Here is a 12,471-nt window from a genome sequence, read left to right on the forward strand (position 1 = left end):
AGTTGATGTCGGGCGCTAGTCGGAGACGGGAGAGTGAGAGAGGCGGCAGCGAAAAGTCAATCCGTGCTTGGAAACGGCGGAACGGCAATGCCGGCGGGGAGGACGGCAAGCACCTTGAAGAGTTCGCCCATGGCCAGCGGGCCGGCGAGGCGCTCGACGTCGGCCGCGATCTTTTCGCGAGCTGCCTCATCGGCATTGGCGCCGAGCCGGCCAGCTCGTTCGAGAAGCCCCATCTTGAGCAGGAATTCACCTTGCGTTGAAAGGTGGGCATCGAGGCTGTGTGCCCGAACGGTTGCCGCGAGGGCAGCGAAATCGACATGGGCTGTGAGATCGGCCTGCCCCGGATTGGCCAGCACGTCCTCATGACCGTGCTTGCGCAAGGCCTGCAAGGTGTCGCCGATCCCGGGCTGGAGGTGACCGTAGTCGAGAAACAGGCCGGCGCCGCCAAATCCGGCAAGTCGCCCGGCGATGGCCGCCATCAGGGCGGCGCGGGCTGGCGCCACCTCGACGATGGCACCTTGCGGCGCATTCTCGGCACCCTCCGGCAGCAGCATCGGGTCAAGCGAGCCGGCGCCGACGAAAAAGCGCAGCCGGTTCGCATCGTCGAGACCGATCATCCGCTCGCGCCAGCCGGCCCCAGCGCGGACGAACTGGCGGATGGGCACCGCGTCAAACAGCTCGTTACCAACAATCAGAAGCGGCCCCTGCGGCAGTGTGTCGACGGCCTCATGCCAGGCGATGGTGGCCGACGTCCCGGCAAGCGTTCGTTTCTGGACCTCGGTCAACCGCGGACTGGTCTCGATCAAGGCGAACGATGCGCTGGCGGTAAGCGTCGGATCGAGCCGCGAAAGCGTGCGCAGCATATCTCTCATCAGCGTGCCGCGGCCGGGGCCTATTTCGGCGATGGCGACCGGCGTCGGCCGGTCGATCGCCAGCCACGCCTGATAGAGCCAGATGGCGACCAGCTCGCCAAACATCTGGCTGACCTCCGGCGCGGTGACGAAGTCGCCGGCGGCGCCGAACGGCTCACGTGTCGTATAATAGCCGTCCTGCGGATCGAACAGGCAGAGCGCCATGTATTCGCTGATGGGGATCGGTCCCACGGCACCGATCAGCTCGGCGATGCGGGTCTTCAGCCGCGTCATGCCGGCTGCGGTTTTGTCACCGGCTTGGCTGTAGCCATCGCCCAGATGCCGGCCAGCACCATCGGCAGTGACAGCACCATTCCCATGGTCAGCCAGCTCGTGCCAAGGAGGTAGCCAAGCTGCTGGTCGGGCTCGCGAAAGAATTCGACGAAGATGCGCGAGGCGCCATAGCCGGCGATGAAGGCGCCGCCGACGAAGCGCGGCGCCTTCAGCTTGAGCCGCGAATGGGTGAGGAAGCGCAGGACAAGGAACAACACCAGCCCTTCGAGCAGCGCCTCGTAGATCTGGCTCGGATGGCGTGCAAATGGGCCGCCATTGGGGAATTCGAATGCCCATGGAACGTCGGTCGGCCGGCCCCATAGTTCGGAATTGATGAAGTTTGCCAGGCGAACGAGGCCAAGCCCCACCGGCACGCCGGCGGCAACCACGTCGAACAGCGACCATGTGCGGATGCCACGAGACCGGGAAAACAGCGTCATTGCGAGAATGACGCCGATCAGGCCGCCATGGAAAGACATGCCACCCTGCCAGACGGCAACGATATCGAGCGGATGGGCGATATAGCGCTTGAGATCGTAAAACAGCACGTAGCCGGTGCGTCCGCCAAGCACCACACCGATGGCTGCCCAGACGATGAAGTCGTCGAGGTCGACGGGCTTCATCGGCAGGGTGCCGTCGGGCCACAGTTTTGGGTTGGTGACGAGGCGCTTGGCATACCACCAGGCGAACAGAATGCCGACGATGTAGCCGACGCCGTACCAATGCACCGCCAGCGGTCCGATCCGGACGATGACCGGGTCGATGTTGGGAAAGGGCAGGGCGGCCAGCGGCAGCAAATATTCGCTCAACAGGGTCTCCGGGTTCCCAATCAGGTTCGGGCGCGGACCATGCGGCAGGCTTTTGGCGGGGTCAAGGCAAGCATATGCTTGCATTCCGAATCGTGCGCCACTACGTCAATTCGACCAAGCGAGGATTTGCCATGGCGACCGGACCGAACCGCATTCTCGATGAATTCGCCAAGCTGATGACCGATGCAGCCGGTGCCGCGCAAGGCGTGCGGCGCGAGGTGGAGACCGCCTTCAGGGGCCAGGCCGAGCGCATACTCAACTCCATGGACGTGGTGCAGCGCGAGGAATTCGAGGCCGCTCGCGACATGGCGGCGAAGGCCAGGGAAGAAAACACCCGCCTCGCCGCTCGCATCGAGGCGCTCGAGGCCAGGCTTGCCGAATTGACCGGTCAAGCAGCGCCTGCGGCTGCGTCAAAGCCGCGTGCAAAAAAATAACAAGAAATAAATCGTTAAACTTTTCCACAAAGCCGGATCGCAAAAAGCGCTTTGTCGTGAATCGCTTACCGGTACTGCGTGAATCTTTGTGACAGCGCCTTTCCACATGCGAATGACGCAGTGCGAAAAATTTGGCTGGTCACGCGACTCCCGATCAATAGACTGAATTTGTTGCATGATTCGGAGCAGGGTCATGCGCCGGGCGGTGGGGTCCGGTCCGGGGTCTTTGCGTTGACGAAGTCCTGGCCGTCCGAGTTCTAGGCAGAATTGTTCGAGTGTGCCTCTCCCGCGGAGCGTGTGGTGGCGCTCCCAGAACGACAGGAAGCATTTCATGGAACTTCTCGAACTCGAATTCTCCCGCGAAATCCATCCGGTGGATGTTATCGAGCAGGTGGCGCACAACAACGATTGGTCCTTCGAGCGGGCCGGCGACGACGAGATCTCGATCTCGGTTGCCGGAAGCTGGACCGACTACCACGTTTCATTCTCCTGGATGGAGGACTACGAGGCGCTGCACCTGGCCTGCGCCTTCGACATCAAGGTCCCGGAGGCGCGCGCGCTCGAGGTGATGCGGCTGCTTTCGCTGATCAACGAGCAGATGCTGTTTGGCCATTTCGATCTCTGGGAGCAGGAAGGCGCCATCATGTTCCGCCAGTCGCTGCTGCTGGCCGGTGGGGTCGAGCCGTCGAGCCAGCAGGTCGAGGTGCTGCTGTCGTCGGCGCTGGAGGCCTGCGAATGCTATTTCCAGGCGTTCCAGTTCGTCGTCTGGTCGGGAACTTCGGCCAAGGATGCGTTGGCCGGCGTGCTGTTCGAAACCTACGGAAACGCCTGACCGTCGATGGTTTCGAGCAACGCGCGAAAACCCGAGATCAGCTTTGCCGATTTCGACCGCGTCGACATCCGCGCCGGCACGATCGTCGAGGCCGAGCCTTTTCCCGAGGCGCGCAAGCCGGCGATCAAATTGAAAATCGATTTCGGTCCCGTGATCGGGGTGAAGAAATCCTCGGCCCAGATCACGAAATATTATACGCCCGAAACCCTGATCGGCCGGCAGGTGTTCGCGGTGGTCAATTTCCCGCCGCGTCAGATCGGGCCATTCATGTCGGAAGTGCTGACGCTCGGCTTTCCTGACGAGGAGGGCGCCGTCGTCCTTGGCGCGATCGAGCGCAAGGTGCCGGACGGCGGCAGGTTGTTCTAGCTGCGCTGTTGTTCACGCAGCCAGTTTACGCGTGGTACCCAGCGCCTCTTCGACCGTTTCCATGAACATTTCCGCGCAGGCCTTCCAGCTGTAGCGCATCGCGCGTTGCCGCGCCTCGGCGCGGTCGACGTGAAGGGCGGCGAGCGCTGCTTGCCGCAGGTCGTCCGACACCGCGCCGCCGATGCCGTCACCCACAATATCGATCGGTCCGGTGACGGGATAGGCTGCGACCGGCGTGCCGCTGGCCAGCGCCTCGATGATGACGTTGCCGAACGTGTCGGTACGGCTGGGGAAGACGAAAACATCGGCCGAGGCGTAGATCTCGGCCAGTTCGTCGTTCGGACGATGGCCGAGGAAATGGGCATCGGGATATCTGGCCTTCAGCTTCGCCAATTCCGGCCCTTCGCCTACGACCAACTTGCTGCCGGGCAGGTCGAGGTCTAGGAAGGCCGGCAGGTTCTTTTCGATCGCGACGCGGCCGACGCAGAGGAAGATCGGTCCGGGGAATCCCAGGTCCTTTCTTTTGTCCGGCCGAAAATGATCGGTGTCGACGCCGCGCGTCCACGGCCGGAGCTTGGTGAAGCCGCGCGCCGCAAGATCGTTGGCAAGCGACTGTGTGGCAACCAGCGTGCCCTGTCCTGAATTGTGGAAATCGCGCAGCCAGCGATAGGCCCATGCTTCAGGCACCGGAAGGCGTGCGCTCAGATATTCCGGAAAACGTGTGTGATAGCTGGTCGTGAACGGACGGCCGGCGTTGCGGCAGTAGCGCCGCGCCATAATGCCGAGCGGTCCTTCGGTGACGATATGGATGTGATCCGCCTTGCGTGCCTCGATCAGCTGCGCCACGCGGTGCGGCGTCGTCAGCGCCAGCCTGATGTCGGGATAGGTCGGCAGAGGCAGAGTGCGAAAGATGTTCGGCGTCAGGAAGTCCGTCTCGACATCGAAGGATTTCAGGGTCTCCGAGAGGCGCTCCAGCGTGTGGACGACGCCGTTGACTTGCGGGCGCCAGGCGTCGGTGACCATCAGGATGCGCATGGCGGTCCCTTGGCGGCAAGCTTGATTGCCTCGCCGCGATGCCTGAACGGCGACCACGCCCCCACTCTGACCTCGCACCGGCGCACCCGGACAGGCGCGGGGTCGAAATGAGGCCGCAGGGCCGAATCAATCAGGATCGCGCGCTTCATTGGCGCTCTTCACCATGGTTTCATGACGGGCCGATGAAGGCCGGGTGTCGCTGCCGTCAAGCGGGGACCTTGATCACCGCCCGAAGGCCGCCGAGCGGGCTGCGTTCGAGGACGATGTCGCCGCCATGGCTGCGGGCAATGTCACGTGCGATGGAGAGGCCAAGGCCGGTGCCGCTGGCGTCGAGGTTGCGGGCCTCGTCCAGCCGCACGAACGGCTTGAATACATCCTCTCGCTTTTCGGGCGGAATTCCCGGGCCGTCATCGTCGATGGTGACGAGCAGCGACCCGCGCCCATGATTGGCATTGATCTCCACCGTCTTGGCATAGCGGAATGCATTGCCGACGACGTTGGACAGCAGCCGGGCAAAGGCATTGGGGCGCACGTGCACATGCGGATCGCCGACAAGCACGGTCGACAGCTTGCGCTTGCGCAGCGCGGCTTCCTCGCGAAGCTTGTCGAAGAAGGCTTCGAGATCGAACTGACCTGCGTCTTCCGAAGCTTCGCCGCGTGCAAAGGCAAGGTAGCCTTCCAGCATCGACTGCATGTCGTCGATGTCCTGGTCGAGTGCCTGGGTATCGGCCGCCTTGGTCCCGGCAAGCGCCAATTGCAGTTTGAAGCGGGTGAGGATGGTCCTCAGATCGTGGCTGACGCCGCTCAGCATGGCGGTACGCTGCTCGAGCTGGCGTTCGATGCGTTCGCGCATCTGTATGAAGGCAAAGCCGGCGCGGCGGACTTCCTCGGCTCCGCGCGGGCGAAAATCGCGCGGCATCGGCCGGCCCTTGCCGAAGCTCTCGGCCGCCTCGGCCAGCGTCAGAATCGGCCGGATCTGGTTGCGCAGGAAGGGAATGGCGATCATCAGCAGCACCAGCGAGGTGCCGACCATCCAGATCAGGAAAATATGGGTGTTCGATGCATAGGCCTGGCTGCGGCGCACGAAGACGCGCAGCACCTTGTTCTCGAGCTGGACGCGGACCTCGACGATATTGGAATTGCCGACCGTATCGATCCAGAACGGACGGTTGATCTGGCGGGTGATCTCGGACGAAAGGATCTCGTCGAGGATCGAGAAGAACGGCTTTGGCCCGGGAGGCGGCAGCGGGTCGGGCGGTAGGAGGTCGACTTTCAGCTGCATGCGATCCTGGGCGATGCGGATGACGTTGGCGTAGTCGGCGTCGTGAGGATAGGTCTCTATCAGGTCGATGATGGCGGCGATGTCGCGCACCGTGGCCTGCGACAGGCGCTGCGTCACGGTCTGCCAGTGGCGCTCCATGAAGACAAAGGCGACGACCGACTGCAGCATGATCATCGGCGCGATGACGATGATCAGCGAGCGGGCATAGAGCCGCTTCGGCATGTAAAGCGACACCAGGCGCCAGAAACGGTTCCAGGCGCGCGGCACGGCCTTGAGCGCCCGCGTCGCGCGAGCGCTCAAGCCGCCATCTCCCGGCCGTTCGAGTTGCGTGGTCGCCATTCGTCTTTTCGCTCACCGGCGGCCCGGCAAAGGACCGCTGTCGGCGACATTCTATTCCACGCTGAGCCGTTCTGGAACAGCCGTTTGAGTTCAAGTGGTTAGGCTGTCAAACCCGTGTTTATCAAGCATTGAAAACAAAGGGTTTATTCCGATATTGTCAAACCCAACAATTCCACGTTGCGCTCGAGACTGCTCCCGATTCGATAGATGAACATGTATGCTCACCTCGCGATTTTCTCAAACCAAAACGGGCTAAGATATACGTCACGGAATCGTGCCGCTCGATATCAGTGCCGGCCCTTGAGCATGGCGACGGAACGATCGCGGGCTGGTGCTGGTGATTCCAGCAAGACCAACATGCTGGCCGATCGCGTCACGCACCTGACCGTCAGGGGCACCAATCGAAGGCGCATCCAGTTGATGACGTTTTTCATGCAGCTAGGCCAGTTCGGCGTCGGCGATCGCATAAAGGGTGGGATTGTTGGCGCACAACCGGCCATCTAGCAGGACGGTTTCGGTCCCCTGAATGGTGAAGGTCTTCTTCCAAAAGAATGGGTAGGCTGAGCATGACGCCTGAACAGCATCTCCCAACTTAACGCCAAAGCCGGGGACGAAGCTGGCTATCCGGCCATGTGCCTGGCCTGCATCGGCTTTGAAAATAATGGGTGTCTCTTGGAGCCAGCGCGTTGCGACGATTCCGATGCCGGTTTTGACCTTATCGAAGCCGTCGTCCTTAAAGATATCGGCAGCAAGCTTGGCTAATTGTGCGGACCGCGCGGTCTTCGTGGTGAGCCGCATGACGTTTGGAACATGCTCCTTGTAGAGCTTGTGAATCTCGGCGACAGGCTTGTCGGTGGCTAGCATAGCTCCGATGATCGACCATTCCCGGAAAGTTGTCAGGACACACCTGATACCAGCCACGTCTCGATGCCTAGGTGCCTTCTGACCCGCCTCGATATCCTCGATGAGCGACGGTGTCGTATTGCGGTGCATCTCGTCGAGAGCGTCGCTGCGGAGAGGCGACTTTGGCCGCGTCCGCATTTCGCCATGTTCTACGCTAAATAACCCGTAAGTCGATCGCTATAAACAGATCAAGCAGCACGTTGATGCTGTGAGACGAAGAGAGTAGATCGATGGTTAAACAAACAACAAATAGGCCTTACTCTGACACAAGACTGGCAAAATTTGTCGAAAGGCGCATTCTAGAGCTGAAGCCGCGCAAGACACAGTCGCTAATAGCAAGCGAGGCTGGCTTCTCGCAACACACTATGTTGGCGAACATCAAGGTAGGCAGCAGCAAGCTGCCGCTCGACCGAGTCCCAGCCTTGGCGAGGGCACTCGAATGCGACCCGGCTTTACTCTTCACCATGGCCATCGAGCAGCTCGGTGGTGGCACGACAGAATTAGCAATCCGGAACATTTTCGGGACCATCGTCACGGAAAACGAAGCCGCCTGGCTTGAGGAAATCCGCAAGGCGTCAAACTATTCAGATCCAAATCTGACGTCCAGGTCGAGGGCTGCGCTCCGCGGGATATTCGGAAAATGAGGGGCGCCGACGACGAAGCTTCGGGTGGCTTCTACCGAAGGCGCACCGCAGAGATGGCGATCACGCCAAATGAACTCGCATGGATCGAGTTCCTCAGACTCGCGAGCGGCGATACCGACCCAGCGCCGACGTTGGATCGAGTTCAGCGACTCCGACAGATGTTCCAAAGTCGGGCAGCTGACCAATGAGCAAAAAGCCTTACTTCAATCCACGGTGGCTCGGCGCTTCCATCCCCAAAAGACATTGGCATTTTCATCGGCAGCTCTGGCGCAGATACAGCATCGTGCTCGAGCCTGGCGAGTTCTCCTATCTGGTTCGGGATATCAAATCCGGCTATGCCAAAGCGATCGAAAAGCGATCGAAAACGACGTCCATCTACTCCGTCAGAATCGATCGTCTTGGCGAACGGATCTACGTTCTGTCGGACGGCAAGCACATCATCACGGCATGGCCGCCGGAGAAGCGGCTGAATGAGAAGCGACGCCGAATGCGGGAGCGCAGACGACTGACGGGCCGATCGATTATGGCGATGGGCCGAGGTCCAGTTCCCAGGTGACCTCGGCATCGATCTGCCGGCCGAGCACGTTGCAGGTGCGCCATTTCGCGACATTCTGGCCGCTTCTCCAAAGCTGATCTTCGAGCAGCGGCAGCAGTCGACCTTCGCGATCGTCAGTCAAACTTCCGGCTCCGCATTAACTGAAGAGGGCCACGATTCCATAACAGCAAGCAGCAATCAGCGCCGTAGAGGGCATGGTGATCACCCAGGCGATCACGATCGAGCCGGCTATGCCCCAGCGGACGGCAGAGATGCGCCGTGCCGCTCCACGCCGACGATCGCGCCGGTGATGGTGTGCGTGGTGGAGACTGGGATGCCGAGCCAGGTCGCGCCGAACAGCGTGATCGCGCCGCCGATCTCGGCGCAGAAACCCTGCATCGGATTGAGCCGAGTGATCTTCGAGCCCATCGTGTGGACGATGCGCCAGCCGCCAAACAGCGTGCCTAGCGCCAGCATTGCTTGGCAGGTGATCACCACCCAGAAGGGCACGTAGAACTCGCCCCCGAGCATGCCCTGCGAGTAGAGCAGCACCGCGATGATGCCCATCGTTTTCTGCGCATCATTGCCGCCATGGCCGAGCGAATAGAGCGACGCCGACACGAATTGCAGGATGCGGAAGGTATTGTCGACCGCGAACGGCGTCTGGCGCACGAAAATCCAGGAGACGGTGAGTATCAGCACCAGAGCCAGCACGAAGCCGGTGAGCGGCGACAGCACGATGGCCGCGACCGTCTTCAGCAGCCCCGACCAGCCAGCAGCTGAAGATGAGCGCCGGTTTATCGCCAATGCCGAAGCATGGCTTTGACCTTAATGGGCATGTCCGCGGCACAAAGTTACAGGTTCGAATCCTGTCGGGTGCAGCATTGCCGCAGTTCGCTTGCCGACAACTATTCCTGCTGGAATTGACAGGGCCAATCTTCAGGCCTCGTCAAGCCAGAAGGCAACTCGGTCCGGGCGTCTCCGCAAGCCATGTTGAGCTGCCACTGGGACAGACCCGCCGAATCCGAAAGATCGACGCCCTCGATACGGGTCAGAAAGAAAAAGGCGCGGTCAAAGTCTATCGGCGCGGTGAACCTCGCTCCTCGGAAGTCCGCCCGTGCGAGATTGGCAAACGAGAAGCGGCTGCCGCTGATATCGGCGTCATGGAACTGCGCACGCCCCAATTCTGCCTTTGTGAAATCAACATTGGTCAGATTGGCGCCCTGGAAATTTGAGCGCTGTATTTCTGCGCTCGCAAACACCGCGCCCTGCGCGTCCATACGGCTGAAGTCGGTCCTGTAGGCCTCGATTCTGTCGAACCGGGCGCCTTTGGCGGTCGAGTCGGCCAGGGAAGCACGCACAAGCGTTGCCTTCTCAAGATTTGCGGCAACGAGATTGCTGTTCCTGAGGTCGGTCGAAGTGAAATCAACACCGAACAGGTTCGCCCCGCTCAGGTCCTGTCCTTCTAGCATGAGAAGCTTCTTGTCACACTCGTGCCAATTGACGCCAGGCGTCGCGGCTGCCTGGCAATTGTGAGCAGCAGTGGCGTTCTGCCAAGCAAACACAGTGCAAACCGCTAGAACCAAGCCGGATGCGCCGTAAGCTCTGGTTCGCCTCAAAGTCATTGTTGCTCGACCTCTGCTACTCGCCGACACTCAACCTTACCACATCTGCTGACACTCGAGCCACGGTGACCACCGCCGTCACAGTTAGCGCATTTTCTCATATTCAAGCTCTTGACCCGAACCAGTCAATGCCGCTGCACGGCGGCATCCTCGCCAGAGGGTGGTGAGCGGTCGCCCGTTCTGACCAGCACGAACGAGCATCTTGCGCCACGGCTTCCCCTTCGCGATAAGCGTCGGGTCCTGCCTCAGGTCAAGCGTGAAGACCTCGCCCGAGTTGTCGGGGTTGATCCCAATGGCTGTCACCAGGCTAGAAGAGCAGAGGCCAAAACGCAGGCGTGTCGCCACGAAGACAGGATTCATCTCGACAAATCGCGTCGCGGAGGCTTTCACCCGATATTCCATCGCGGAATTCCACACCGCAGGCGCACGCTCCCTTATGAGGCGCGCAATGTGAATGGTCGCATGGACGTCAGCGAGCGCATCGTGGGCGTGGCTATGTTCGAAGCCGTTGGCAGGCGCCAGACGATCCAACTTGAAACTTGTCCGTCCCTTCTCGTTCACAGGTCAGGCAAAGCCGTCCGGCGCGAAGGTGTGCGCTGCAATAGCCAGGGGCAAGATGTCTAGCCGCGAATTGCCACCGGTGTTGGTCGTGTAGATCGGCAGGAGGCTCGAGTAGAAGGCGCGTCGGAGAAGCTCCTCGTCAAAGCTGATCGAATTGTAGCCGACCACGGTCGCCGGAGACCAAGCCGCCAATACCTCATGAATTCGGGTGCACATTTCGTAGTGCGACGGGAGCTGCAGATCGAACAGCTGGTCAACGCGCACACCCGTGCCATTGCGCGTGGTGACGGGACAATGTGTGGGAGCAGCCTTGAGCGTATCTCAAAGCTGTCAACGATATTGACATCATCGTCAGTCCGAACCGCCGCGAATTGCAGTATCTGATCGAAGCAGCGATCAGCACCCGTCGTCTCGGTATCGTAGAAGATAAAAGCCATCCGCCGCCCCGCCCTGATGAATCATGCACGACGCTTGCCACCAGGAGCAAGTTCTCCGGGTCAACGAGTAAACTCATCGACGCTTTGGGACGGGCAGATCCATCACGAGATGAACACGGTCGACAGTGCCTGGGACCAGTCTACTTTCGAATGTCAACGAATCCGTTCGGAGTCGGCAGCTAGTCGGCATTCGCGGGTCCACTGCCGATGGTGCTGATGTCCAACCGTTCGGGGACAAAGTATCGCGTCGATTGCCAGCAAGCGCTGCGCCAACGGGTGTGCACTCGAAACCAGCTGCGTCACCTGCGCGCAGCCGCTGCCCGACCAAAACCCCAGGAACCAACCGACTTTCAACGTCGCGTCATTCCATCCCCAATGGAAGTCCTAGGGCGCCCGCCGTTCCTCCATCCGGATGCGTTTTGGCGCCACAGAGCATAAAATTCCGGAAGCGCCCATCCTCATGGGGAGCGCCCGCGGAGGACGCCCACTCGACCCGCGAGCATTCCGAAATCCTACGAAGGCGAGGACGGGCTCGATACCTGGAAGGCCGACGGCAAACTGCCTGGTTTGTTCTGGATCGATCCGGCGCGGATCCTGCGCGGCAAGTTCCGGACTACGGTTCTCTCAAGAGATCGCTTTCAGGCAACATTGGATAAAATGCGGGGTTCGATCTTGCTGAGTGGCAACTCGGCGCTACCGATGACGCGTGGCCGATACCGGCAGGATTTCCATCCCGTCGCACAGAGACGCGTGCTGATGCATGCAGAGCAACGACATCAGAGGCATGAGCAACGAAGCTGTGCTCCAGGCCAGGCCAACGCTGCCGGCGAGCGCCGCGGATCAGCTCCGCGGCTTCAGGACCTACGGGAGGGCGGAATTTGTTCAACGCATCGACTACTACTCACTTGCTTCACGGCCCGACACCTCTTCGACGAGAATACGGAAGAAAACGTGCGGCGTGCTGTCTGACATGGGAGGTGTGATCGGCCTGAGCGCGCCAGGCTCCCACCAGTCCGTGTGCTTGCTCAACACTGCCCATGCATGACCGCGTTGAAACTCGTGGCCGGTCCGGTCACTCAGTTCTTCAAAGCGGCCGTCGACAATGACGCTTCTCCATCCGCGTCCTTGGCCGTGTTCCTCGACCTGGGCGCACACCAAGGGATTGGCTCTCATCCATTCGATCTTCTTGCCTAGCAAGGAAAACGCATAGAGGTGAGTGTCAGCGTAGGCGTAGTTGAAACACACGACGTAGGGTTGCCCGTCCTTCGCGCATGCCAAGTGGCCGACGCGATTGGCTGCCAGCATTTTCGTGCATTCCAGTGAAGACAGCGTGCGGATCAGCATCGGCGATCTCCTATTTTTCACGCCTTATTTCACACCTTGGCAGCTGCACTCGCAAGGACGTGGATCAAACTGCGCTTCTGCGAGTGTAGCAGTGTAGCTTCTTTCGGGTTGATCTCCGGTTGGATTTCGCGTCAGAGGGCG

The 12,471-nt window shown here is 60.7% G+C and carries 14 protein-coding genes and 2 pseudogenes; 4 read left to right on the forward strand and 12 right to left on the reverse strand.

Features of this window, described 5'->3' with window-relative positions; translation table 11 throughout:
* Window positions 1-56: 56 nt before the first annotated feature.
* Window positions 57-1,145, reverse strand: coding sequence for a class I SAM-dependent methyltransferase (locus NKI59_RS19495; RefSeq protein WP_352706120.1), 1,089 nt, complete (start codon window positions 1,143-1,145; stop codon window positions 57-59).
* Entirely contained in the window at window positions 1,142-1,993 is an 852-nt protein-coding gene (gene lgt / locus NKI59_RS19500; protein WP_352706122.1) for a prolipoprotein diacylglyceryl transferase, read from the reverse strand. Before lgt ends, NKI59_RS19495 begins: the two co-directional genes overlap by 4 nt.
* 131 nt (window positions 1,994-2,124) lie before the next feature.
* On the opposite strand from lgt, the gene NKI59_RS19505 reads away from it, so the two are divergent.
* The 3 genes from NKI59_RS19505 to NKI59_RS19515 all read left to right on the forward strand — a co-directional run bounded on the left by NKI59_RS19505 (window position 2,125) and on the right by NKI59_RS19515 (window position 3,625).
* Window positions 2,125-2,427, forward strand: a complete 303-nt coding sequence (locus NKI59_RS19505) for an accessory factor UbiK family protein (protein ID WP_352706241.1) — start codon at window positions 2,125-2,127, stop codon at window positions 2,425-2,427.
* Window positions 2,428-2,758: 331 nt separating this feature from the next.
* A complete protein-coding gene (locus NKI59_RS19510) occupies window positions 2,759-3,259 on the forward strand; it encodes a type III secretion system chaperone family protein (protein ID WP_023678420.1) in 501 nt (166 codons plus the stop codon).
* A 6-nt stretch (window positions 3,260-3,265) separates the two neighbouring features.
* Entirely contained in the window at window positions 3,266-3,625 is a 360-nt protein-coding gene (locus tag NKI59_RS19515) for a tRNA-binding protein (protein ID WP_352706124.1), read from the forward strand.
* A gap of 12 nt (window positions 3,626-3,637) precedes the next feature.
* Here the strand turns inward: NKI59_RS19515 and NKI59_RS19520 are convergent, their stop codons facing one another.
* The 3 genes from NKI59_RS19520 to NKI59_RS19530 form a co-directional block, all read right to left on the reverse strand.
* Entirely contained in the window at window positions 3,638-4,660 is a 1,023-nt protein-coding gene (locus NKI59_RS19520) for a glycosyltransferase family 4 protein (protein ID WP_352706126.1), read from the reverse strand.
* A 205-nt stretch (window positions 4,661-4,865) separates the two neighbouring features.
* Entirely contained in the window at window positions 4,866-6,281 is a 1,416-nt protein-coding gene (locus NKI59_RS19525; RefSeq protein ID WP_023678416.1) for an ATP-binding protein, read from the reverse strand.
* 438 nt (window positions 6,282-6,719) lie between these two features.
* Window positions 6,720-7,322 (reverse strand): patatin-like phospholipase family protein, encoded by a 603-nt coding sequence (locus tag NKI59_RS19530; RefSeq protein WP_352706129.1) that lies wholly within the window; start codon window positions 7,320-7,322, stop codon window positions 6,720-6,722.
* 92 nt (window positions 7,323-7,414) lie between these two features.
* On the opposite strand from NKI59_RS19530, the gene NKI59_RS19535 reads away from it, so the two are divergent.
* Complete coding sequence (locus NKI59_RS19535; RefSeq protein ID WP_352706131.1) at window positions 7,415-7,828, forward strand: XRE family transcriptional regulator; 414 nt, start codon at window positions 7,415-7,417, stop codon at window positions 7,826-7,828.
* A 521-nt stretch (window positions 7,829-8,349) separates the two neighbouring features.
* Here the strand turns inward: NKI59_RS19535 and NKI59_RS19540 are convergent.
* From NKI59_RS19540 to NKI59_RS19570, 7 genes and pseudogenes are all read right to left on the reverse strand, one after another.
* Complete coding sequence (locus NKI59_RS19540) at window positions 8,350-8,505, reverse strand: hypothetical protein (protein WP_352706133.1); 156 nt, start codon at window positions 8,503-8,505, stop codon at window positions 8,350-8,352.
* A gap of 15 nt (window positions 8,506-8,520) precedes the next feature.
* Window positions 8,521-9,146 (reverse strand): annotated as a pseudogene (locus NKI59_RS19545) (inorganic phosphate transporter); the annotation flags it as partial.
* A 125-nt stretch (window positions 9,147-9,271) separates the two neighbouring features.
* Window positions 9,272-9,988, reverse strand: coding sequence for a pentapeptide repeat-containing protein (locus tag NKI59_RS19550; RefSeq protein ID WP_502901080.1), 717 nt, complete (start codon window positions 9,986-9,988; stop codon window positions 9,272-9,274).
* An 84-nt stretch (window positions 9,989-10,072) separates the two neighbouring features.
* Window positions 10,073-10,549 carry a hypothetical protein gene (locus tag NKI59_RS19555; protein WP_352706138.1) on the reverse strand — a complete coding sequence of 159 codons (477 nt, stop codon included), beginning with the start codon at window positions 10,547-10,549 and terminating at the stop codon, window positions 10,073-10,075.
* Window positions 10,550-10,552: 3 nt separating this feature from the next.
* Window positions 10,553-10,813 (reverse strand): 3'-5' exonuclease family protein, encoded by a 261-nt coding sequence (locus NKI59_RS19560; protein WP_352706243.1) that lies wholly within the window; start codon window positions 10,811-10,813, stop codon window positions 10,553-10,555.
* 62 nt (window positions 10,814-10,875) lie between these two features.
* A pseudogene (locus NKI59_RS19565) lies at window positions 10,876-10,986 on the reverse strand (exonuclease domain-containing protein); the annotation flags it as partial.
* An 897-nt stretch (window positions 10,987-11,883) separates the two neighbouring features.
* The gene (locus NKI59_RS19570; RefSeq protein WP_352706143.1) at window positions 11,884-12,330 is read right to left on the reverse strand and encodes a pyridoxamine 5'-phosphate oxidase family protein; all 447 of its coding nucleotides are present in this window, start codon (window positions 12,328-12,330) and stop codon (window positions 11,884-11,886) included.
* Window positions 12,331-12,471: the final 141 nt, after the last annotated feature.

Origin of the sequence: Mesorhizobium sp. M0598, assembly GCF_040320865.1 — a bacterium.
In the GTDB taxonomy this organism is placed as follows: domain Bacteria; phylum Pseudomonadota; class Alphaproteobacteria; order Rhizobiales; family Rhizobiaceae; genus Mesorhizobium.

Coding starts and splice junctions, on each gene's coding strand:
- NKI59_RS19495 (WP_352706120.1), bottom strand. CDS start 1,145: ATGACGCGGCTGAAGACCCGCATCGCCGAGCTGATCGGTGCCGTGGGA.
- NKI59_RS19505 (WP_352706241.1), top strand. CDS start 2,125: ATGGCGACCGGACCGAACCGCATTCTCGATGAATTCGCCAAGCTGATG.
- NKI59_RS19510 (WP_023678420.1), top strand. CDS start 2,759: ATGGAACTTCTCGAACTCGAATTCTCCCGCGAAATCCATCCGGTGGAT.
- NKI59_RS19515 (WP_352706124.1), top strand. CDS start 3,266: ATGGTTTCGAGCAACGCGCGAAAACCCGAGATCAGCTTTGCCGATTTC.
- NKI59_RS19520 (WP_352706126.1), bottom strand. CDS start 4,660: ATGCGCATCCTGATGGTCACCGACGCCTGGCGCCCGCAAGTCAACGGC.
- NKI59_RS19525 (WP_023678416.1), bottom strand. CDS start 6,281: ATGGCGACCACGCAACTCGAACGGCCGGGAGATGGCGGCTTGAGCGCT.
- NKI59_RS19530 (WP_352706129.1), bottom strand. CDS start 7,322: ATGCGGACGCGGCCAAAGTCGCCTCTCCGCAGCGACGCTCTCGACGAG.
- NKI59_RS19535 (WP_352706131.1), top strand. CDS start 7,415: ATGGTTAAACAAACAACAAATAGGCCTTACTCTGACACAAGACTGGCA.
- NKI59_RS19550 (WP_502901080.1), bottom strand. CDS start 9,988: ATGACTTTGAGGCGAACCAGAGCTTACGGCGCATCCGGCTTGGTTCTA.
- NKI59_RS19570 (WP_352706143.1), bottom strand. CDS start 12,330: ATGCTGATCCGCACGCTGTCTTCACTGGAATGCACGAAAATGCTGGCA.